Source organism: Nonomuraea sp. NPDC005501, assembly GCF_040605905.1.
GTDB lineage: Bacteria > Actinomycetota > Actinomycetes > Streptosporangiales > Streptosporangiaceae > Nonomuraea.
In genome coordinates, this window is record NZ_JBEXDT010000097.1 from 1 (window position 1) to 21826 (window position 21826).

The window sequence follows — 21826 nt, forward strand, 5'->3', positions numbered from 1 at the left end:
CCGCGCTGGCCCGCCTGCGCCGGGCCGCCGCCGACGCCGACGCGGAGACGCCGCTGAAGATCCGCCGGCAGGCCGCGCAGCCGAGGACTCGCCGGCAGGCCGCGCAGCCGGGCACGCCGGACGGCCTGGACGCGCCGATCGGCCTGGACGCGCCGGTCGGTCTGGAGGTGTCGGCGACGTTCGTGGGGCGGCGCTCCTACAGTCGCTTCGACGTTGAGGACGCCGTCGGGGCCGGTCTGTCGCGGGCGCTCGGGGTGCCGTACCACTCGCGGGCGGGCGGCGTGGCGCCGCCTCCGGGCGCGGTGCCGTGGCGGGTGACCATCGAGGACGACCAGGCGGTCATCGCCGTACGGCTGGGCGAGCGGCCGCTGCACCGCCGGCCGTACAAGGTGGACTCGATCCCCGGCACCCTGCACCCGCCGCTGGCCGCCGCCATGGCCGTCCTCGCGGGCCTCGGCCGGCCACCCGTCGGAGGAGCAGGACGCGGGGGCGGGCCGGTGGTGCTGGACCCGTGCTGCGGGGCGGGCACGACGCTGGCCGAGGCCGGGCTGCTCGCGCCGCACGCGCGCCTGGCCGGGGCCGACCGCTCCCCCGTGTCCGTGCGGGCCGCCGCCGCGAACACGGCGCGCGCCGGAGTGCGGGCGGCGCTGGCCGTCGCCGACGCGGGACGGCTGCCGCTGCCCTCTCGGAGCGTGGACCGCGTGCTGGTGAACCCGCCGTGGGGCCGCCAGGTCGCCGCCGCCGGGCTGCTGGCGCGTGATGGCGGGCTGCTGTGGCGGGAGGTCCGCCGCGTGCTGGCCCCCGGCGGGCTGGCGGTGGCGCTGGTGGACGGGGTGCCGGAGGGCTTCCGTGTCGAGCGGGTGATCGAGGTCTCCCTGTCCGGCAGGCACCCGGCCCTCGCCGTGCTCAGCGTGGCGAACCGGCACCGCTGAGGCGAGCCTCGTCAGGAGGCGGGGCCGAGCCAGTCCAGGATGAGGCGGTTGACCTCCTCCGGGCGCTCCAGGTGGAGGAAGTGGCCGGCCCCGGCCACCTCCTCGGCCCGGGAGCCCGCCGGCAGGTGGTCCGGCGCGTCCTTCACCACACCGGCCCCGAGGCAGCCGTCCCCGCTCCCGTGCAGGTAGAGGATCGGCCCCGTCGTGGGCTCCGGGTCCGGGTGACGGCCCGAGGGCGGAGTGGTGCCGAGCATGGCCCGGTAGTACCCGATGGCCGCCGCCAGGTTGCCCGGCCGGCCGAGGCTGCGGTGGACGAACTCAAGGTCGCGCCGCGCGTCGTACCCGGGCGACCAGTCCGCCCACAACCCCTCCAGGAAGCCCGGCTCGGCGGCGGCGGTCTCGGCCAGCCCCGTCTGGAAGAGGAAGACGTAGAAGGAGCGCTTGAGCTGCTCGTACGAGAAGAAGGAGGTGAGCATCGCGCCGGGCGGCGGGACCGCCAGGGTCACGGACCGGCGGAAGCGCCCGCCGAGCCCGTACACGGGGAAGGCGCCCCAGTCGTGCCCGACGACCACGGCGTCGTCGCCCCCGCCGAGCTCCTCGTGCAGGGCGGCCACGTCGGCGGTTAGCGCCGCGCCCTCGTAGGCCCCGTCGGCCGGGATCTCGGTCGGCGCGTAGCCCCGCATGAACGGCGCCACCGCGCGGTAGCCGCGGCCGGCCAGCGCCGGCATGAGGTGCCGCCAGGTGTGCGCGGTGTCGGGGAACCCGTGCAGGCACAGCGCCAGCGGCCCCTCCCCCACGGCAAGATACGCGAACTCCACCCCGTTGGCGTGGATTGTCCTGATCTCCATGACTGCGAAACCTAACACCCGCTTGCCCACCCGGGAATGCCGGGCGGGCGCGCTCAGTAGGCGTACCGCAGGTGCTTGATGCCGTTGATGAAGTTGGACAGCAGATGGTCGGGCTCGCCCACGGCCCTGAGGTCGGGCAGCCGGGTGAACAGCTCCCGGAACATCACGGTCATCTCCCGCCGCGCGAGATGGGCGCCCAGGCAGTGGTGCGGGCCGGGCCCGCCGAACCCGACGTGCGGGTTGGGGTCGCGGGTGATGTCGAAGGCGTCGGGGTCGCGGAAGACGGCCTCGTCGCGGTTGGCGGAGTTGTAGAACAGCAGCACCTTGTCGCCCTCGCGGTAGCGCATGCCGTTCATGACGTGCTCGCGCGTGACCGTGCGGCGGAACTGGATCACCGGCGTGGAGTAGCGGATGATCTCGTCACACGCCTTGCCGATGAGGCCCTCGAAGTTCTCGGTCAGCAGCCGCCGCTGGTCGGGGTGGTCGGTGAGGAGCTTGAGCCCGTGCGTGATGGCGTTGCGGGTGGTCTCGCTGCCGGCCACCACGAGCAGGATGAAGAACGAGCCCAGCTCCTGGGAGCTGAGCCGCTCCTCGCCGTTGACGAGCAGGCTGACCAGGTCGCCGGTCGGCCGCTTGCGCCGCTCGTCGCCGAGGCGGGCGGCCAGCCGGTTCAGCGAGTAGCCGGCGTGGATGAGCCGGGCCAGCCCGCGCGCCACGTTGACGCGGCTGAGCTGGGGGCCGACGCCGCTGTACTCGGGGTCGGCGTTGCCCAGGATGACGTTGGTGCGGCGCAGGACCAGGTCGTGCAGTTGCGGCGGGACGCCCATCATGTCGCAGATGACGCGGACCGGGAGCCTGGCGGCGACCTGGGTGACGAAGTCGCCCGGCCCTTCCTTGACCGCCTGGTCGACGATCTCGGCGGCGGCCAGCTCCAGGTCCTCCTCCATCTTGGCCAGGACGCGGGGGGTGAAGGCGCGGGAGACGATGCGGCGCAGCCGGGCGTGCTTCGGGTCGTCCATGTTGATCATCGAGCCGAAGTAGACGGCCAGCCAGCGGGGCATGTCGGGGATGCTGTTGGAGCAGGGCTCGCTGCTGAACACCTCGGGGGTGCGGCTGGCCTCCACCACGTCGGCGTGCCGCACGAGCGCGTAGTATCCGGCGCCGCTCTTGATGAACGGCAGCGGCTGCTCCGGCACGAACACGGGCCGGTCGAGCGCGCGCATCCGCCGGAAGGTCTCCTGGCGGTGGACCTGGGGCAGTGCCCAGAACGGCATCTGCGACAGGTCCATGTCGGCGGAGATCGTCATAACCGCAAAGCCTTGTGCAAGTGGTCACTTACGTCAAGGCGTTCGGTCAGGCCGGACCCGCCAGGATCAGATCCGCGGCCTTCTCCCCGATCATTATGGCGGGAGCGTGGGTGTGGCCGCGATTGAGGGACGGCATGATCGAGGCGTCGGCCACGCGGAGCCCCTCGACGCCGCGCACCCGCAGCTCGGGGTCCACCACCGACGCCTCGTCCGCGCCCATCCGGCAGGTGCCCACCGGGTGGTAGAGCGTCTCGCCGCGCTCGCGCACCCACCGGGCGAGCTCTTCGTCGCTCTCCGGGCCGTCGTAGGGCGGCATCGGACCGTCGGCGTACGGGCGCATGGCGGTGGTGGCGAAGATCTGCTTGGCTGTCTTCAACCCGGCGACGAGCCGTCTGACGTCGGCCTCCTTGGCCAGGTAGCCGGGGTCGATGACCACGTCGTGCCCGTTGAGCCCGACGCGGCCGCGGCTCTCGGGCTGGAGCAGCACCACGCCGACGGTCATGGCGTGGCCGGTCGGCGGGGTGAGGCCGTGGTCGACGAACGGCCCCGGCGCGAAGATCAGCTCGATGTCCGGCGCCGGCTCCTCCGGCGAGGTACGCACGAACGCCACCGCCTCGCCCACGTTCGTCGTGAGCATGCCGGAGCGCAGCACGAGGTAGCGCAGCAGGTTGCCGACGGACTCGGCCCTGGTGAGCGTCACCGGCTGCCGGCACCGGACGAACACCCCGGACGACAGGTGGTCCTGGAGGTTCTTGCCGACCTCCGGCAGGTCGCGCACCACGGTCACGCCGGCGTCGCGCAGCTCGCCGGCCGCGCCCACCCCCGAGCGCATGAGCAGGTACGGCGAGCCGATCGTGCCCGCGGCCAGGATGACCTCGCGACGGGCCCGGACCTGGGCGCCGCCGTCGTGCTCGATCCCGATGGCGCGCACGCCGTCGAACACCACCCGGTCCACGGTCGCGCCCGTGATGACGGTCAGGTTGGGCCGCTTGAGCGCGGGGCGCAGGTAGGCGTCGGCGGCGCTCCACCGGCGGCCCCGGCGCTGGGTGACGGGGGTGGGGCCGTAGCCCTCGCTGGAGGGGCCGTTCACCTCGGGCAGCCTGGTCAGGCCCAGCTCCTCGCAGGCCCCGAGGAAGGCGGCCGTGGTGACGTTGGGACTGCGCAGCTCGGAGACGTACAGGGGGCCGCCGGTGCCGTACACGCCGCCCTCGTTGCCGCCGACGCGGTGCTCGGCCCGGTGGAAGTACGGCAGGACGTCGTCGTACGACCAGCCGGGCACCCCCCACTGGTCGTAGTCGAGCCGGCCGCCGCGCACCCACATCTGCGCGTTGATCGACGACGACCCGCCGAGCACCCTGCCCCTCGGCCAGTACAGCTCGCGGCCGGACATCTCGGGCTGCTTGGCGGTGGAGTAGTTCCAGTCGTAGGCGGTCTTGAACAGCTTCGCGAAGGCCGCCGGCATGCGGATCTCCAGCTTGTCGTCCGGGCCGCCCGCCTCGACCAGCGCCACGCTCACCCCCGGGTCGGCCGTCAGCCGGCCGGCCAGCACGCATCCCGCCGACCCCGCGCCGACGATGACGTAGTCGTACTCCATGGTTCCTCCGCAGGGGTGAGTGGCGTGGTACCTGCTTACTCCAGGCGACCGGGGGCGTCCATATCCACTTGTGACCCGCGTTACCTACCGGTCGGTATGCCGCCCTGCGAAGATGGCCGCGACGTCGCGTAGGCCGCGTAGAGGGAGGAAGGCGACATGCTCAACCTGTCGGTCGTGCTTGAGGACAGCGCCAGGAACAACCCGGACGGCACCGCCCTGGTCTTCGGCGACATGCGCCTGCCGTACTCGATGGTCGAGACGATCGCCAACCAGGTCGCCAACCTGCTGGTGTCACGCGGCATCGGCCGCGGGGACAAGGTGGCGCTGGCCTGCCCCAACCTGCCGTACTTCCCGTTCGTCTACTTCGGCATCCTCAAGGCCGGGGCCGCCGTCGTGCCGCTGAACGTGCTGCTCCAGGACCGGGAGATCGCCTACCACCTCGACGACAGCGACGCCAGGGCGCTGTTCTGCTTCGAGGGCACCCCCGAGCTGCCGCTCGGCGAGCGGGGCCGGGCCGGGTTCGAGGCCGCCGAGGGCTGCGAGCACTTCTTCGCGCTGCCCGCCACGCCGCTCGCCACCGAGTCGCCGTACGGCGAGTCGATCTGGGCGGCCCTCGACGGGATGGCCGGCACGTTCGAGACCGCGGCGACCGCCCCCGACGACACCGCGGTGATCCTCTACACCTCCGGCACCACCGGGCAGCCCAAGGGCGCCGAGCTCAGCCACCAGAACATGCTGATGAACGCCATGGTGTGCGACCAGATGTTCGAGCGCGAGGCCGAGGGCGACGTGTACCTCGCGGTGCTGCCGCTGTTCCACTCCTTCGGCCAGACGGTGGTCATGAACGTCGGCTTCCGGCGGCGCGCGGCGGTGGTGCTCATGCCGCGCTTCGAGCCGGGCGAGGCGCTGGAGCTCATGCGCCGGGAGGGCGTCACCTTCTTCGCGGGCGTGCCGACGATGTACTGGGCGCTGCTCACCACCTTCCACGCCGACGGCGGCGAGGTGCCGGGCCGGCTGCGGACGGCGGTCGCGGGCGGCTCCTCCTCGCCGGTGGAGGTGCTGAGGGACTTCGAGCGCACCTTCGGCGTCGGCATCCTGGAGGGGTACGGCCTGTCGGAGACCTCGCCCGTGGCCAGCTTCAACCAGCCGGGCCGCCCGGCCAAGGTCGGGACGGTCGGCACCCCGATCTGGGGCGTGGAGATGCGGCTCGTCGACAGCGAGTGGAAGACGGTCGAGGACGAGGGTCCCGGCGAGATCGCGATCCGCGGTCACAACGTCATGAAGGGCTACCACGGCCGGCCGGAGGCGACCGCCGAGGTGCTGCGCGACGGCTGGTTCCGAACCGGCGACATCGCCACCCGCGACGCCGACGGCTACTACGCGATCATCGACCGGGCCAAGGACATGATCATCCGAGGCGGCTTCAACGTCTATCCGAGGGAGCTGGAGGAGGTGCTGCTGACGCACGAGGCGGTCTCGCTGGCGGCGGTCGTGGGCGTGCCCCACGAGTCGCACGGCGAGGAGGTCAAGGCGTACGTCATCCGCACCCCGGACGCGACGGTCACCGAGGACGAGCTGATCGCCTGGTGCCGGGCGAACATGGCCGGCTACAAGTACCCGCGCATCGTGGAGTTCAGGGACACGCTGCCCATGACGGCCACCGGCAAGATCCTCAAGCGCGAGCTGCGCTGACGCCGCCCCTCACCCAGCCGCTCCTCACACCAGCCGCTCCTCACACCAGGGCGGTCTTGTAGAAGACGCTCGCCTTCCTGGCCCCGGCGGCGCCCGAGGCCAGGCCGAGGCAGAGCCGGGGCCGGCCCGAGGCGATCTGGATCGCCATGCCCTCCGGCTCACGGTAGTCCAGCGACTTGCCGGCCTGGGTCAGCGCCCGCTGCACCGTGCGGCCGGTACGCAGGTCGACGCAGGTGACGTAGGTGTTGCCCGGAGCCGGGTTGGCCGGGCCGTAGGCGTCGCCGTCCAGCAGGTAGAGGTAGTCGCCGTGGGCCGCGTACCCCTGGAAGGTGCCGAGGGCGGCCGGCTGGGCGATGTCGTGCACGGGGGTCCGCGAGCCGGACTTGACCGCCTGGAGCGGGAAGACGGCGTAGCGGAAGCCGCCGTTCTTCCGGTAACGCATGACGAGCCGGCCGGTGGAGGGGTCGATGGCGCAGGTGGTGTTGGTCGCGCCGGTGACGGGCGCGTACCGCGTCACGCCGGCGGACGTCGGGGTGATCGTCCGGCCGGAGGCGAAGGCGAATCTGGCGAGCCGGTTGCCCCAGGCGTTGGCCCCGTCGGCGACCGCGCCGGTCTCGGTCCACAGGTAGGCCGATCCGCCCGACGGCTCCACGCCGATCTGCACGCCGTGGCCGAAACCCATGAGGTACATGTGCCCGAGCACCGCGCCGCCGAGGCTGAGCCTGGTCAGGCAGAGGTGGCCGGCCGCCGAACTGCCGGCCCCGTTCTTGACCTGCACCGCGTAGATGTGGCCGTGGGCGTTGTCGAAGGCGAACGACTGCAGGACCGTCTCGTCGTACAGCGCCTTCTTCCAGATCAGGCTCGTGGCGGGCGCCGCCAGGTCGAACCGGCCCGCGGCCCCCGCGGTGGCCTCGGCGGCCCTGCCGCTCAGCAGCGCGGTGACGGCGGCCCCGGCGCCGCCCACGAGCAGCCCTCTCCTGGTCATGAATGACGACATCTCGGACAAGGGTCCTCCACTGCGGTCGACAGGAGTCCAACACCCTAGCGGGTGATCTCGCCGTGGTAGACACGTGCCATGTCGTCACCCACCGCCCAGCGCCTCAGCGTCGTCCCGTCCGCGTTCGCCGTGGAGCACCTGCCCCACGCGACCTTCCCCGAGGACGACGAGTGGATCGCGCTGGTCCGCGCCCCCGAGGGGCTGACCGTCGTCCGCGAGGCCTGGCCGTCGGGCTCGGGCGAGCGCTGGATCGGCCTGTACGGCGCCGCGAGCGCCCACGACCTCGACGTCCCCGGCATGCTGGCGGCGGTCGTGGGGCCGCTGGCCGAGGCGGCGATCCCCGTCTTCGTCGCCTCGACCTTCCACGCCGACCTCGTCCTCGTTCCCGAGCCGAGGGCCGGGGAGGCCGTGGCCGTCCTCGAAGGTGCGGGACATCGGGTGGACACCCGGCACCTGCGGTCGTAGTCCGCACTCCTCGGAGGCAGCGCTCGTCGTAGGCGGCGCTCGTCGTAGGCGGTGCTAGGAGGGCCAGTCCCAGTGGGGCACCTCGCGCAGCGGGTGGAGCTGGTCGTCGGTCTCGGCGTGGGAGTTCTGGTGGGCCACCTGGGTACCGAACTCGACGTGCTCCCGCAGCGCCTGGCGGAACGGCGCGTCGTCCGGCAGCCCGGCGTCGTCGGCCGCCGCCATGAACAGGTCGACGAAGCGCTGCCGCTGCTCCTCGCGGATGCGCAGGCCCCGGTGGGCCTCGATGAGAGTGGGAAAGCCGCCCATCTCGCGGGTGAAGACGTCGGGGCCGCCGAACGTCTCGGCCGTGAAGGCCGTCAGGTGCGCGACGTGGTGCGGGCGGCCGGCGCCGAAGAGCGGCTGGAGCAGCGGATCCTTCAGGACGCTGCCGTAGAAGAGGTCGACGAAGCGGTGGAGGGCCTCGTGCCCGCCGGCGTGCTCGTACAAGGAGACCATGGTTACAGCATTACAAATGCCCGCGGACGCGGGAAGGGGCGCGAGGCGAAGCCGCCTCGCGCCCCTTCACCGCGGATCACGGCCAGTCGCGGGCCGGGCGCAGCGGCACGCCGGAGCGGCCGTCCTTGTCCAGCTTGACCCCCAGCACCTGGTGGAGCTGGACCTTGTTGCGCTCGAAGCCGACGATGCAGCCCGCCATGTACAGCGCCCACACCCGGGCGGTGCCCATGCCGACCTCCTCGACCGCGTCGGCCCAGTTGGCGTCGAGGTTGTCGCACCAGTGGCGCAGCGTCTTGGCGTAGTGCTCGCGCAGGTTCTCCTCGTGGCGGATCTCGAAGCCGAGGTCCTCCATCTGCCGGATCAGCCAGCCGACCGACTCCAGCTCGCCGTCGGGGAAGACGTAGCGGTTGATGAAGCCGCCCTTGTTGAAGGTCTTCTCCGCGCCCGTCGGCCGGGTGATGCAGTGGTTGAGCAGCCGGCCGCCCGGCTTGAGCTTGCCGTACAGGAACTCGAAGTAGGCCGGGACGTTGTCCTTGCCGATGTGCTCGGTCAGGCCGATGGAGCTGACCGCGTCGAAGCCGCTCTCGCTGACGTCGCGGTAGTCCATGTGACGGACCTCGCACAGGTCCTGCAGCCCCGCCTCGGCGATGGCCCGCTGCGCCCACTCGGCCTGCTGCTTGCTGAGCGTCACACCGAGGGCCTTGACCCCGTAGTGCTTGGCGGCGTGCATGACCATGCCGCCCCAGCCGCAGCCGACGTCGAGCAGCCGCATGCCCGGCTGGAGGCCGAGCTTGCGCGCCACCAGGTCGAACTTGGCGTACTGCGCCTCCTCAAGGGAGGAGGCGTCGCCGGGGAACACGGCGCAGGTGTAGGCCATGGACGGGCCGAGCACCCACTCGTAGAAGCGGTTGGAGACGTCGTAGTGGTGGTGGATGGCCTCGGCGTCGCGCTGCTTGGCGTGACGCGAGCCCAGCCGGGCCAGCCTGCTCTGCCGCATCTCCTGCGGAGGCGGCGGCACCCGCATGAGCAGCGGCTTGACGCCCAGCGCCCGGACCGCGGCGATCTTCTCGGGCGTGGTCAGGTCGTTGGTCGTGATGTTCCACATGCGATCGAGCAGGGTGTACATGTCGCCGTGGAGGTCCAGGTGCCCCGACACGTATGCCCTGGCCAGGCCCAGCTCGCCCGGCGCCTGCGCGAGGTAGGCCACCGCGATCGGGGACTTGACCTCCAGGCAGAGGTCGGCCCCGTCCGGCCCCGCCTTGCTCCCGTCGTACGCCCGGAAGGCGATCTTCGCCTCGGAGCCGACGATCTTCTCGAAGACGCTTGCAAGAGCCATCTCTCACCTTCCCCGCACACACTTGTCGTACAGGTCCAGCAGGCGCCCGTCCCGGTCGTATTCCCGCTTGACCGGCCAGTACGCGCTGCCGTTGTACAACTCCCAGAACTGCTCGCGGGCGTAGAAGGACGTCGAATAGAGCGACTTGTGCCCGTCGAGGTCGTGCACGGAGCTCTCGATGAGCCGGTTGTAGTAGCCGTCGAACCGTCCCCGCGGCAGCGGAACCATCCCCCAGAACCCGAAGTTCACGTACAGCCGGCCCGGCTCCAGGGGGTAGAGGGGCCAGCGGGACGAGGCCCGCAAGGGGCACATCCAGACCGGCGTCATGCCGACCTGGTCGTAGAAGAAGTCGAGGAACTCGGCGCCCCGCTCGGCCGGCACCTCGACGTCCTGGATGACCGACTCCTGCACGGGCCGGCCGGCCCAGCGGTCGATCCGCGCGGTCACGCCGTACCGGCGGTCGAGCGCGACGAGCCTGCGGTAGACGTCGGAGCGCATCCAGCGGCGCGGCATGAGCGAGCGCACGACGGGCTGCTGCACGCCGAAGGCGCGCGAGCACCAGAACCAGTCGGTGTCCCAGCGCCACAGATAGTCGCGGATCGTCAGCCAGTCGCGCTGGCGGTTGCGGATCGACTGGTAGTAGATGCGCATCCCGGTGTAGTCGGAGACGTACGGGGCGCGCTCGGCGAAGCGGCCGAGCGTGATGTACATCTCCTGCGGGGTGAAGAACACGCCGTCGATGAAGTCGACCGGCTCCCCCTCGTGCTCCATGCTCTCGCAGATCTCCTGCATGGCGAGCATGCACTTGTCCGCGTCGGTGAACGGCACGTGCGTGAGGCGGACGTACGGCTGGACCGGCTTGAGCCTGATCTTGATGCGCAGCGCGTAGCCGAGCGTGCCGTAGGAGTTCGGGAAGGAGCGGAACAGGTCGCGGTGCTCGTTGTCGTCGCGGGCCACGACGACGCGCCCGTCGCCGGTGAGGATCTCCAGCTCCTCCACCGACTCGTGCGGCAGCCCGTCGCGGAAGCTGGTGGACTCGATGCCGAGGCCGGTGACCGCGCCGCCGAGCGTGATGGTCTTGAGCTGCGGCACGACGTACGGCATGAGGCCGTGCGGGAGCGTGGCGTCGACCAGGTGCTCGTACGTGGTCATGCCCTGGACCTCGGCCGTCATCGTCTCCGGGTCGACACTGATGACCTCGTCCAGGTCGCGCGCGGACAGCTTGGCCGTCTTCTCCGAGTCGCGGAACCTGAAGAGGTTGGAGGTGGCCTTGGCCAGCCGGGGCGCCGCACCGCCGGGGATCTCCGCGTAGGATCGCTGGATCTGCTCTACTGCCCGTCGGTGTGTCGACATCGTCGTCGTCACCTCAAGCACCCCCTTTGAGCTGGTAGAGATCGTCCGTAAGAAAGTATCTCTCGCCTTGGATCTCGAACAGACCGGGGTCGTTAAAGACTCGAAAACTGTTCATCGCACCAGGTGGATCGCCGGTATTCGGGGCTAATGACCGAGCTTCCTGCTGATCGTCGGGGAAACACCGTTCAGCACGTTCGTCACCGGACGGCCGTCGAGGGCGGCCGTGAGGTTGGCGAGGACGGCCTCCAGCAGGCGGCCGGTGGACCCGGGGGTGACGCCGGCGACGTGCGGCGACAGCAGGACCTGGGGCAGCTCGCGCAGCGGGTCGCCGGCGGGCAGCGGCTCGGTCTCGAACACGTCGAGGGCCGCACCGCCGAGGTGCCCGTCGCGCAGCGCCCCGGCCAGGGCGTCCTGGTCGACGACGCCGCCGCGGGCCGCGTTGACCAGCAGGGCGCCGGGCTTCATGCGGCGGGCGTCGACGAGGCCGCGCGTCTCGTCGGCGAGCGCGATGACCACGACGAGCACGTCGGAGCCGGCCACCAGCGTCCGCAGGTCCACGTGGCCGGGCTCGTCGCGGGGCGTGCGCGTCCAGTACGACACCTCGCAGCCGAAGGCCCGGAACAGCCCGGCGCAGGCCGCCCCGATCGGGCCGAACCCCACGATGCCGACCCGCCTGCCGCCCAGCTCGCCCGGCTGGAGCGACTGCTGGGGCCAGCCGCCCGCGCGGACGGCGGCGTCGGCCTCGGCCAGCCGCCGCACCAGGGCGAGCGCGGCGGCGACGCACCATTCGGCGACGGCCACGGCGCTGACGCCCGCGGTGTTGGCCAGGGGGACGCCCGCGGCGGCCAGCGCGGCCGCGTCGTGGCCGTCGACCCCGACGGACGGCTGCTGCACGAACGCCAGCCGGGGCGCCGCCGCGACCGCCTCCGCGTCGAGCGCCAGCTCCGCCGTCCAGTCGCCGACCACGATCTCGGCATCCGGCAGGGCGGCCAGCAGCGCCGCGCGGTCACGGGAGGCGGGCACCCGCAGCTCCACCCGCCCGCCCAGCGGGGCCATCAGGCCGCGCAGCGCGTCCTCGGGGAGCGGGGGCAGGGCGAGGAGGTTCCAGGGCGTCATGCCCCCACGGTAAAGCTGCCGATCACCTGCCGCATCAGCCCGGCGTTGCGGGCCCACTGGGCCTCGGCGGTCGTCCACGACAGGATGTAGGTGGTGTCGCCGGCGGTGACCGCCCGCCGCAGCTCCCGGTACCGCACGCCCTCCCGGGCCCACGGCATGTCGGACGTGGGGCCCGCCGTGTAGACGAACTGCGACTCGACGGCCCTGACGCCGTGGTGCAGGACGGCCCGGCGGCCGGCGGCCCGCACGTCCGGTGCGCTCTGCCGGAGTATCTCCTCGGCGTCCTGGATGAGCTGGCCGGCGTCGCGCTGGACGTAGACGGTCTCGACGGCGAGGTGCGCGGCCCCGTCGCGGCGGGTCCACTCGGTGAGGGCCTCCTTGCGCGCGCCCCTCCAGCCGACCGGGCGGGCGATCGACCAGCCCTCGGGCGAGGTCCAGGCCCGCGTGACGGGGGCGGTGCGAGTGGGGGACGGCGTGGGCGTGGCGCTGGGGGTGGCGGTCGGGGTGGGTGTGGACGCGGTCGCGGTGGCGGTCGCGCTGGGCAGGGGGCTGGTGGCGGCGCGCTGGGCGATGTCGGAGGTGCCCTCGGCGGGGGGTACGAGGTTCAGGTAGGCGACCGTGCCGCCCGCGAGGACCAGCACCGCAGCGGCGGCCGCGGCCAGCAGCGTGCGGCTGGAGCGGCGGGGCACGGCCTCGTCCGGGACGTCCATGTCCGCCCCGGCGGGACGCAGGTTGACGACCTCGGCGAGCAGCCGGTCGGCCTCCTCGGCGCCCATCCGCTCGTGCGGCTCCTTGCGCAGCAGGCCCTTGAGGACCGGGTGCATCGCCGGCGGGATGCGGCGGTAGTCGGGCTCCTCGTTGAGCAGGGCGTTGAGCGTGGCCATCGGCTCGCCCCGCTCGAACGGCGAGCGGCCCACGAGCGTGGCGTACAGCGTCGCGCCGAGCGACCACAGGTCGGAGGGCGGCCCGGCCTCGGCGGCGCGCACCCGCTCCGGCGCGAGGAAGCTCGGTGACCCGGTGACCATGCCGGTGCTGGTCAGCGAGGAGTCGCCCTCGGCCGTGGCGATGCCGAAGTCGGTGAGCACGGCGCGGCCGTCGTCGGCGAGCAGGATGTTGCTCGGCTTGACGTCGCGGTGCAGGATCCCGGCCTCGTGCGCGGCGCGCAGGGCGGACAGCACCTGCCGGCCCACGTCGGCCGCCTGCCGGATGGGCAGCGCGCCCGTGGTGGCGACGACCTGCTCGACCGAGGGATGGCGGACCAGCTCCATGATGATCCAGGGGCGGCCGTCCTCCTCGACGACGTCGTAGACCGCGACGACCGACGGGTGGTTGAGCCGCGCCGCGGTCCGGGCCTCCCGGGCCGTCCTGAGGAGCTGACGCTCCTGGTCGGCGCGCGACAGCCCGTCGGGCAGCAGCACTTCCTTGATCGCGATCTGCCGGTTGAGCAGCGTGTCGCGACCCTCCCAGACGACTCCCATGCCGCCGCGGCCCAGCTCGCGGAGTAACTGGTAACGCCTGGCGATCAGCGGCGTGCTTTCCGAAACCATGTCCTACCCCTGTAGACCACCCGATCAGTGGGCAAGTTTCCCATACCTGACCTTGCTTCGTCGGAAGGTCGGAAAGGTGGCTTGCGACAGCTCGCCGAATGTTGTTCTACTGGGGTGTTCCGCAGACGTCGGGCGCGGCCGCGCCCATGGAGGAGAGTCCCATGTCCGAAGGCCGTCAGGGACCGCTCGCGGGTGTGCGCGTGCTGGAGCTCGCCGGGCTCGCCCCCGGGCCGTTCGCCGGCATGATGCTCGCCGACCACGGCGCCGAGGTGCTGCGGATCGACCGGGTGGCCGCCGTCTCGGACCTCCCGCGCGCCGACGTCATGGACCGCGGCAAGCGCACGATCGGGCTGGACCTCAAGTCGCCCGAGGGCGTGGCCGCGCTCAAGGAGCTGGCCCGGGGCGCGGACGCGGTCATCGAGGTGTTCCGGCCCGGCGTCGCCGAGCGGCTCGGCATCGGCCCCGCCGACCTGCACGCCGTCAACGAGCGGCTCGTCTACGGCCGGATGACCGGCTGGGGCCAGGACGGCCCCCTGGCCGCGACCGCCGGGCACGACATCGACTACATCGCCATCGCCGGCGTGCTGTCGCAGCTCGGCCGCGCGGACCAGCCGCCGACGCCGCCGGTCAACATCCTCGGGGACTTCGCGGGCGGGGGCCTCATGCTCGCCTACGGCATCCTGCTCGCCCTGGTCGAGCGTCAGCGCACCGGCAAGGGGCGGGTGATCGACGCCGCCATGGTGGACGGGGCCGCGCTGCTGTTCGCGATGTTCTACAACGCCGCGCAGAGCGGCTCCTGGGGGCCGCGCGGCACCAACCTGATCGACACCGGCGCCCCCATGTACGACACGTACGAGACGGCCGACGGAGGCCATCTCGCGGTGGGGGCCCTGGAGCCGAAGTTCTGGGAGGAGCTGCTGACCCGCATGGGCCTCGCCGGTGCCCCGGACCTGCCGGACCGCGGCGACCGGGCCCAGTGGCCGGCGCTCAGGGCCCGGCTGGCCGCGGAGTTCCGCAGGCGGACGCGGGCGGAGTGGGAGGCCGTCTTCGCGGGGTCGGACGCCTGCGTGTCGCCGGTGCTGTCGATGGCGGAGGCGGCCGGGCACCCGCACAACGTGGCACGCGGAACGTTCACCGAGGCCAACGGGGTCGTCCAGCCCGTGCCCGCGCCCCGCCTGCTCGGCGCGCCGGAGCCGGACCTGTCGCCGGCGACCCGGCTGGAGGACCTGTCGTCGTGGGGCATCCCGGCCGAGACCGCCGCCAAGCTGCGCGCCCAGGGCGTCCTGGCCTGACCCCCGGCCCTTGGCTAGATCGAGATGTAGAGGTCGGCCCCCTCCGGGTGGTGGACCTCCAGGTCCGTCGTGAACGCCCGGGCCGGGGCCGCCCCCGTGTCGGTGTGCGCCCACACCCGCTGCCACGCCTCCACGATCGCCTGCGGCATCGGCCCGCGCGCCTCGAAGCGCAGCGACTTCGCCGCCGGCACGCGCACCGCGACCATGCCCTCGGGCAGCCGCACCACCGTGCGGACCCCGGTGCCCACGATCTGCGTGTAGGCCCCGTTGTGATCGCTCTCGTAGTCGGTGAGCACGGCGTACAGGTTCTCGTCGATCCGTCCGGGCACGTGCGCGAACGCCCCCGGCGCGCCGGCCCGCCTCCACAGCGCGGGCAGGCTCGCCCTCGCCGGGTCCATCTCGTCGGCGTTCGTGGTGCGGATGGCGAAGCCGACGACGATCAGCTCGTCGCGGTCCGTGATCTCCACTGGGACCCTCCTCCCCCTCGGGTGTCCGGGCCGATCATAAGCCCCCGCGAACGGGGAAAACCCCTGGAAGGCCCTGTCACCGCATAAGATGGACGAACGTGAGATTTCTCAACGGCATCGAGCCGCACCACGACCTCACCTACAGCGACGTGTTCATGGTTCCGTCGCGCTCATCGGTCGGATCCCGGCTCGGGGTCGACCTGTCGACCTCCGACGGCACGGGCACGACCATCCCGATCGTCGTCGCCAACATGACCGCCGTCGCGGGCCGCCGGATGGCCGAGACCATCGCGCGGCGCGGCGGCGTCGCGGTGATCCCGCAGGACATCCCCATCGACGTCGTCGCGGACGTCGTCGACTGGGTGAAGAAGCGCGACCTCGTGCACGACACGCCGCTCACGCTCACCCCGCACGACACCGTCGGGGAGGCGCTGCAACTGCTGCCCAAGCGGGCGCACGGCGCGGTCATCGTCGTCGACTGGGACAACCGCCCGGTCGGCGTGGTCACCGACGCCGACTGCCAGGGCGTCGACATGTACACGCAGCTCTCGCAGGTGATGTCGAGCGAGCTGCTGACGCTGCCCGCCGGGCTGGAGCCGCGCGCCGCGTTCGAGCGGCTGCACGAGGGCCGCCACCGGCTGGCCCCGATCGTGGACGGCGACGGCCGGCTCCTCGGCATCCTGACCCGCACGGGCGCCCTGCGCGCCACGCTCTACAAGCCCGCGCTCGACGCCTCCGGCCGGCTGCGCGTGGCCGCCGCCGTGGGCGTCAACGGCGACGTCGCCGCCAGGGCCAAGGAGCTGATGGAGGCCGGGATCGACTGCCTGGTCGTGGACACCGCCCACGGCCACCAGGACAAGATGATCTCTGCGCTGCGGGCCGTGCGGGCGCTCGACCCGGGCGTGCCCGTGGCCGCCGGCAACGTCGTGACAGCCGAGGGCGTGCGCGACCTCGTCGAGGCCGGGGCCGACATCCTCAAGGTGGGCGTCGGGCCGGGCGCCATGTGCACGACCCGGATGATGACCGGTGTCGGCCGGCCGCAGTTCTCGGCGGTGCTCGAATGCTCCACCGAGGCGCGCCGGCTCGGCCGCCACGTGTGGGCCGACGGCGGCGTGCGCCACCCGCGCGACGTGGCCCTCGCCCTGGCCGCCGGCGCGGCCAACGTGATGATCGGCTCGTGGTTCGCCGGCACGTACGAGTCGCCCGGGGACACGCGCACCGACGCCGACGGGCGCAAGTACAAGGAGAACTTCGGCATGGCCTCCGCCCGCGCCGTGCGGCTGCGCACGGCCGAGGACAGCCCGTTCGACCGGGCCAGGAAGGCGCTGTTCGAGGAGGGCATCTCCACCTCGCGCATGTACCTGGACCCGCGCCGGCCGAGCGTGGAGGACCAGGTGGACGCGATCGTGGCGGGGCTGCGGTCAGCATGCACGTACGCGGGGGCCACGACGCTGGAGGAGTTCCACGAGCGGGCCGTGGTGGGCATCCAGGGCTCGTCCGGCTACGCGGAGGGCATGCCGCTGCACCAGAGCTGGTGATGTCCCGGGCCTCGGCTCCGCGCCGAGGCCCGCGACCAGTGTCGCGGTCACGGACCCGATCCCGCCACCGCGGGGCCGGAGAGATCCGTCGAGCGATCAGCAGTCTCGGTCGCCGAGGTCGAACTGACCGAGCTGGGTTCTGGAGGCGACGCCGAGCTTGGGAAATGCCTTGTGCAGGTGGTAGCCCACAGTGCGCGGGCTCAGGAAGAGCTGCGCGCCGATGTCGCGATTCGTGGCGCCCCGCGCGGCCAGCCGTACGATCTGCAGCTCCTGCGGAGTCAGCAGGCCGGCCGGGCCCGTCGCCCGCACGTCGCTGACCGCCTCTCCCGTGGCACGCAGCTCGGCGCGGGCACGGGTCGCCCAGGGGCCGGCGCCGGCGCGTTCGAATGTTTCCAGCGCCTGCCTGAGATGGATCCTGGCGTCGGCCTTGCGCCGGCCTCTGCGCAGCCATTCGCCGAACAGGAGTCTGGTGCGAGCTTCCTCGAACGGCCGTCCTCCGTTCAGGTGCAGGCTGATGGCCTCCGCGTAGCGGCTTTCCGTCTCCTCTTCCCCCACGGCGGTCAGCGCCCTGCAGCGCAGAGCGACCGCGCGTGCCCAGGGCTGCCTGGTGGCGGTGGCCCATTCCTCGAACCTGGCGAGCGGCGCCCGGGCCCGTTCGGCCTGCTCGCACCGGACCGCCGCTTCCACCAGGTCCGGCACGAAGAGGGTGGGCGTGAGCTGGTGGCGGACCGCGCCGGTGATGCCCGCCTCCAGCAGATCCCATGCTGCCTGAGTCCTGCCCTGCCCGAGGGCGAGCAGGCCCTCCGCCCAGACCGCCCAGGCGAGGCTCGACACGTTGCCGTGGTCGGTGGCGTGAGCACGGACGCGGCGCGTGAGTTGCTCGCAGGTCAGATCGTCGCCGGAGACAGCGGCGAGCCAGGCGAGTACGCCCTGGAGGTGATCGACCCGATGATGCTGCCCTGTGTCTTCGGCGATGCGCACGGCTTCGGCGGCCGACGCCTGCGCGTCCCGGAACCGGCCGAGATACAGCTGGCTGCTGGCCAGATTCTGCAGCGCGTGCGGCAGCCGGCCGATCATCGCCTGCGCCCGGCAGTCGTCGACCAGGCGGGCGGCCAGATCCATGGACGTCTCGTCGTCGCCCACCATGAAGGCCATCGACGCGATGATGAGCCGCTCCCCGGGTCCCGCAGGCGGGAACCGCCTGGCGTCGGCGAGTGCCGCGTGGATGCGGACCAGCCCGCGGGCGGCGTCGCCCGCCAGCAGGGCAGCCAGCCCGGTCATCCCGGAGATGACCGGATGGAGGGGGTGCCCCGATGGCAGGGCCAGGCCGTTGACGCGATCGACGGCCTGGCGCGCCAGTTCGGGCGCGCCGGCGAACCAGGCATCGCGTACGGCTTCGAGCAGCATGGACGCGGCCATGGTCGGGTCCGCGTCCGCGATGGGCGCGGCGGCGGCCGTGAGGATGCCGTGCGCGACGCGCGGTGAGCCCTGCTCGAATTCGACGGCCGCGCGTACCCCTGCGAGCCTGGCGCGCTCGCGCGGATCATCGGTGAGCCTGGCGGCGCGGTCGGCCAGCGCGCGGGACTGAAGGAGCTGACCGGCGTCCATCGCCGCCTCGGCGGCGCTGATCAGCCGGCGTACCCGGTGCCGCGGGTCGGGTGTGAGCTGCGCCGCGCGCCGGTAGGCCGCGGCCGTGGCGGCGTGGCCGCTTCTGCGCCTGGCCTGTTCTGCCGCGTGCTCCAGCTCGACGGCGACACCTTCGTCGGGTCCGGTGCAGGCGGCGGCGAGGTGCCAGGCTCGCGCGTCGCCGGTCTCGCCGATGGCGGCGGCCAGGGCCCGATGCGCGGCCAGGCGTCTGGTGAAGGGCGCTCCCTGGTAGGCGGCCGCCCTGATCAACGGGTGCCGGAAGGCGAGACCCTCGTCGACACGGATGAGCCCGGCCCGCTCCCCCGGCTCGACGGCGTCGGGGGCGACACCCATCCGCTGCGCGGCCCCGAGGATGACGGCGAGGTCGCCGGTGCTCTCCGCGGCGGCCACGAGCAGCAGGGTCTGGGCAGGCTCCGGCAGGGCGTGGATCTGCGTCTGGAATGCCTCCTGCATCCGGCCGGTGAGCGGTAGCGGGCCCAGATGGTAGGCCAGCGGGGCGACGTGTCCGGCCCGCTGGTCGAGCGTGAGCGCCGCGGGCAACTCGATGAGCGCGAGCGGGTTTCCGTCGCTCTCGGCGAGGATGCGGTCTCTGACGTGCGGCGCCAGCGTACCGGCGGCCTCGCCCAGCAGGGCGGCCGCAGCCTCCGGGCCGAGGCCGCCGAGCCGGGTCTCGGGCAGCCCGGACGGCCGGAATCCGTGGCTGCCGTCCCGCACCGCCAGGATCAGCGCCACCCCTTCCGCCTCCAGCCGCCTCGCGGCGAAGACGAGCGCGTCGGCCGAGGACCGATCCAGCCACTGGGCGTCGTCGACCAGGCACAGCAGAGGCCCGTCGCCGGCGAGCTCGGACAGCAGGGTCAGGGCGCCGAGACCGATGAGGAAGCGGTCGGCCGAGCTGGAAGGGGCCAGCCCGAAGGCTCCCCTGAGCGCGTCCGCCTGCGGAGCCGGGAGCCGGTCGAGGCGGTCGAGCCCGGAACGCAGCAGCAGGTGAAGCGCGGCGAACACCAGCTCGGTCTCGCTCTCGATGCCCACGCCGCGCAACGTCCGCATACCCATGGCGGACGCCTCCCGCGCCGCGTGATCGAGGAGCGCGGACTTACCGATTCCCGCCACGCCACGGAGCACCAGGACGCCGCTTCGGCCGTCCCGGGCCTCTGCCAGCAAACGGTCTATCTGTTCGATCTCGGCGTCGCGCCCGTACAACACGGGACGATCCTATTGATGCCGTGACGTATCCCGCCGTCGGGATGACCGGTCATGTGTCAGATTCCGGGCAGATGGCGTGGCTCTAGCGTCATCGGCATGGATCTTCCCCTCTACTCCCTGGCGGAACGGGACCGGCGCTGGGACCTCGCCCGCGAGCTCATGGATGCCGAGAACGTCGACGCGCTCGTCGTCTACGGCGGGCGGGACAACAGCGGGCCGGGGGAGTGGGCGCCCGATGTGTTCTTCACCAACGACCGTCCCGGCGCGATCGTCGTCTTTCCGCGCGCCGACGAGCCCCTCGCGCTGGTCCGCTCCCCTGCGCACATCGGCGACCACCTCAAGGCGAGCGCGTGCGGCGACGCGGTGTGGATCAGGCCGGAGAACGTGCTCGTCGCCAAGCACGCGGAGGGTGTGGCCGAGGTGCTGCACGCGCACGGGCTCACCAGGTCGGCGGTCGGCGTGCTCGGTCTGGAGCCCTGGCCGCCCTTCCACGCCGATCCGCTCATGCCGTACACGTTGTGGGCGTCGGTGCTCCAGCAGCTCCCCCAGCTCACCTTCAAGTCCGTGGACGCGGGGTTCGTGACGCGCGCGCTGGTCCAGTCGGCCGAGGAGCTCGCGGTGATCGGCCACGCGGCCGCCATGGGCGAGGCGATGGCGGGGGCCATGCTGCGGGCGGTACGGCCTGGCGTGAGCGAGGCGTCGGTGTACGCGGCCGGCATGGCCGAATCAATGCGCCGGGGCGCCGGGGCGCCGGGCATGTCGATCGCATCGGGCAAGGAGTTCGTCTCGTGCGGCCCGCCCGCGTGGTCGTACCGGCCGCAGGCGCCGCGCGTGATCGAGGACGGCGACCTGGTCCTGGCCGAGATCTCCTGCTCATACGGCATGCGCGAGACCCGGCAACGGGTGGCCATCGCCGTCGGAGACATCCATCCCGAGCTGGAGTCGGCGGCGAAGACGGCCCGCGCCTCCTATGAGGCGGGGCTGGCGGTCCTGCGTGCGGGGCACACGTTCGGCCAGGTCGTGGCCGCGATGAAGCAGCCGCTCCAGGAAACGGGCGGCTGGTACGCGCACTCGCTCGTCCACGCCGTCAATCCGTGCGGGCCGGTATGCGGATCCGGCGCCAGGCTCGGCCTGCTGCCGGAGACCGCGCGCTACGGGCTGCTCGCCGAGCAGCCCACCATCGGCTCCGACCTGCCCCTCAGCCGCGGGATGACCTTCGTCCTGGCGCCCACCTGCGCCTACGGCCGTCGCCTGGCCGGCCTCGGCGGCACCGTCGTGGTCGGCGAGGACGCACCGATCGAGCTCAACACCATCACCACTCACCTCATGAGGAGCAACTGATGACACGCCACCGATCCACTGCCGCCGCCGGCGTCATGGCCGTCACCCTGATCGCGTTGTTCGCCTACCTGTCACCCGGGGCGGCCCTGTGGCTGACCTTCATCCCGGCCATGGTGATCGCCTACGGCTGCCACCTCGCCACCACCAACCGCCGGCTGCCCGACGCCTCCCGGGTGCTGCCGATCTACCTCATCGGGCTCGCCTGGCAGTTCCTGCACTTCGGAGAGGAGTTCATGAACGGGTTCAACGAGCGCTGGCCGACCGAGGTCTTCGGCGCGCAGGCCATGTCACTCCCCCTGTTCGTCTGGATCAACATGATCTCGTACGCGGCCTTCGCCATGGGTGCGCTCGCGATCTACCGCGGCTGGCGGGTGCCACTGCTCATCGCCTGGTTCTTCGCGATCATGGGGGCGATGGGCAATGCGATCGGTCACCCGATCTACGACCTGGTCTCGGGTGATCTCGCCTTTCCCGGCATCGTCACCTCGCTCGGCTACTGGGTCATCGGCCCGATCCTGGTGTACCGGCTCTGGACGGCCTCGCGTCCGCAGGCGGTCTCCCCTCCTGACGCCCGGCCGGTAGCCGCCTCCATGTGATCAGCCGCCGCGCAGCCAGTCGATCGTTCACTCAAGAGACAGTTCAGTCGATGAAAGGCA

Annotated in this window: 18 protein-coding genes; 7 read left to right on the top strand and 11 right to left on the bottom strand. The window is 72.4% G+C overall.

All coding sequences use genetic code 11. From position 1 onward, the window contains the following. Positions 1-932: methyltransferase domain-containing protein (locus tag ABZS51_RS34555; RefSeq protein WP_355450080.1), on the top strand; the 932-nt coding region annotated here is incomplete at its 5' end. 11 nt (positions 933-943) lie between these two features. Here ABZS51_RS34555 and ABZS51_RS34560 read toward each other — a convergent pair. Genes ABZS51_RS34560 through ABZS51_RS34570 form a run of 3 tightly spaced genes read right to left on the bottom strand, consistent with a single transcriptional unit; the run spans position 944 to position 4681 of the window. Then, positions 944-1780, bottom strand: a complete 837-nt coding sequence (locus tag ABZS51_RS34560; RefSeq protein ID WP_355450083.1) for an alpha/beta hydrolase — start codon at positions 1778-1780, stop codon at positions 944-946. 53 nt (positions 1781-1833) lie between these two features. Next, positions 1834-3087, bottom strand: coding sequence for a cytochrome P450 (locus tag ABZS51_RS34565; RefSeq protein WP_355450086.1), 1254 nt, complete (start codon positions 3085-3087; stop codon positions 1834-1836). 46 nt (positions 3088-3133) lie between these two features. Beyond that, the gene (locus tag ABZS51_RS34570; protein WP_355450089.1) at positions 3134-4681 is read right to left on the bottom strand and encodes a GMC family oxidoreductase N-terminal domain-containing protein; all 1548 of its coding nucleotides are present in this window, start codon (positions 4679-4681) and stop codon (positions 3134-3136) included. A 156-nt stretch (positions 4682-4837) separates the two neighbouring features. Between ABZS51_RS34570 and ABZS51_RS34575 the strand changes: the two genes are divergently transcribed. Then, a complete protein-coding gene (locus ABZS51_RS34575; protein ID WP_355450092.1) occupies positions 4838-6373 on the top strand; it encodes a long-chain fatty acid--CoA ligase in 1536 nt (511 codons plus the stop codon). Between the two features lie 40 nt (positions 6374-6413). Here ABZS51_RS34575 and ABZS51_RS34580 read toward each other — a convergent pair whose 3' ends face one another. After that, on the bottom strand, positions 6414-7358 hold the full coding sequence (locus ABZS51_RS34580) for a teichoic acid biosynthesis protein C (RefSeq protein ID WP_355450095.1): 945 nt from the start codon (positions 7356-7358) through the stop codon (positions 6414-6416). Between the two features lie 90 nt (positions 7359-7448). Here ABZS51_RS34580 and ABZS51_RS34585 point away from each other — a divergent pair, with 90 nt between their 5' ends. Continuing rightward, positions 7449-7835 (top strand): ACT domain-containing protein, encoded by a 387-nt coding sequence (locus ABZS51_RS34585; protein WP_355450098.1) that lies wholly within the window; start codon positions 7449-7451, stop codon positions 7833-7835. A 54-nt stretch (positions 7836-7889) separates the two neighbouring features. Here the strand turns inward: ABZS51_RS34585 and ABZS51_RS34590 are convergent, their stop codons facing one another. The 5 genes from ABZS51_RS34590 to ABZS51_RS34610 form a co-directional block, all read right to left on the bottom strand. Then, complete coding sequence (locus ABZS51_RS34590) at positions 7890-8330, bottom strand: group II truncated hemoglobin (RefSeq protein ID WP_355450101.1); 441 nt, start codon at positions 8328-8330, stop codon at positions 7890-7892. Between the two features lie 76 nt (positions 8331-8406). After that, positions 8407-9666, bottom strand: a complete 1260-nt coding sequence (locus tag ABZS51_RS34595; protein ID WP_355450104.1) for a cyclopropane-fatty-acyl-phospholipid synthase family protein — start codon at positions 9664-9666, stop codon at positions 8407-8409. A 3-nt stretch (positions 9667-9669) separates the two neighbouring features. Then, positions 9670-11019: an FAD-binding oxidoreductase gene (locus tag ABZS51_RS34600; protein WP_355450107.1), complete on the bottom strand. Its 1350-nt coding sequence runs from the start codon at positions 11017-11019 to the stop codon at positions 9670-9672. 144 nt (positions 11020-11163) lie between these two features. Next, on the bottom strand, positions 11164-12135 hold the full coding sequence (locus ABZS51_RS34605; protein WP_355450110.1) for an NAD(P)-dependent oxidoreductase: 972 nt from the start codon (positions 12133-12135) through the stop codon (positions 11164-11166). Beyond that, complete coding sequence (locus ABZS51_RS34610; protein ID WP_355450113.1) at positions 12132-13682, bottom strand: serine/threonine-protein kinase; 1551 nt, start codon at positions 13680-13682, stop codon at positions 12132-12134. The genes ABZS51_RS34605 and ABZS51_RS34610 overlap by 4 nt, the downstream gene beginning before the upstream one ends. 161 nt (positions 13683-13843) lie before the next feature. Between ABZS51_RS34610 and ABZS51_RS34615 the strand changes: the two genes are divergently transcribed. Continuing rightward, positions 13844-14974 (top strand): CaiB/BaiF CoA-transferase family protein, encoded by a 1131-nt coding sequence (locus ABZS51_RS34615; RefSeq protein WP_355450116.1) that lies wholly within the window; start codon positions 13844-13846, stop codon positions 14972-14974. A gap of 14 nt (positions 14975-14988) precedes the next feature. Here ABZS51_RS34615 and ABZS51_RS34620 read toward each other — a convergent pair whose 3' ends face one another. Further along, positions 14989-15441: a GyrI-like domain-containing protein gene (locus ABZS51_RS34620; RefSeq protein ID WP_355450119.1), complete on the bottom strand. Its 453-nt coding sequence runs from the start codon at positions 15439-15441 to the stop codon at positions 14989-14991. A gap of 98 nt (positions 15442-15539) precedes the next feature. Here ABZS51_RS34620 and ABZS51_RS34625 point away from each other — a divergent pair, with 98 nt between their 5' ends. After that, positions 15540-16979 (top strand): GuaB1 family IMP dehydrogenase-related protein, encoded by a 1440-nt coding sequence (locus ABZS51_RS34625; protein ID WP_355450122.1) that lies wholly within the window; start codon positions 15540-15542, stop codon positions 16977-16979. 96 nt (positions 16980-17075) lie between these two features. On the opposite strand, the gene ABZS51_RS34630 is transcribed toward ABZS51_RS34625, so the two are convergent. Then, positions 17076-19829, bottom strand: coding sequence for an AAA family ATPase (locus ABZS51_RS34630; RefSeq protein ID WP_355450125.1), 2754 nt, complete (start codon positions 19827-19829; stop codon positions 17076-17078). A gap of 96 nt (positions 19830-19925) precedes the next feature. Between ABZS51_RS34630 and ABZS51_RS34635 the strand changes: the two genes are divergently transcribed. Continuing rightward, the gene (locus ABZS51_RS34635; RefSeq protein ID WP_355450127.1) at positions 19926-21170 is read left to right on the top strand and encodes a M24 family metallopeptidase; all 1245 of its coding nucleotides are present in this window, start codon (positions 19926-19928) and stop codon (positions 21168-21170) included. Continuing rightward, positions 21170-21766, top strand: coding sequence for a hypothetical protein (locus ABZS51_RS34640; RefSeq protein ID WP_355450130.1), 597 nt, complete (start codon positions 21170-21172; stop codon positions 21764-21766). The genes ABZS51_RS34635 and ABZS51_RS34640 overlap by 1 nt, the downstream gene beginning before the upstream one ends. Positions 21767-21826: the final 60 nt, after the last annotated feature.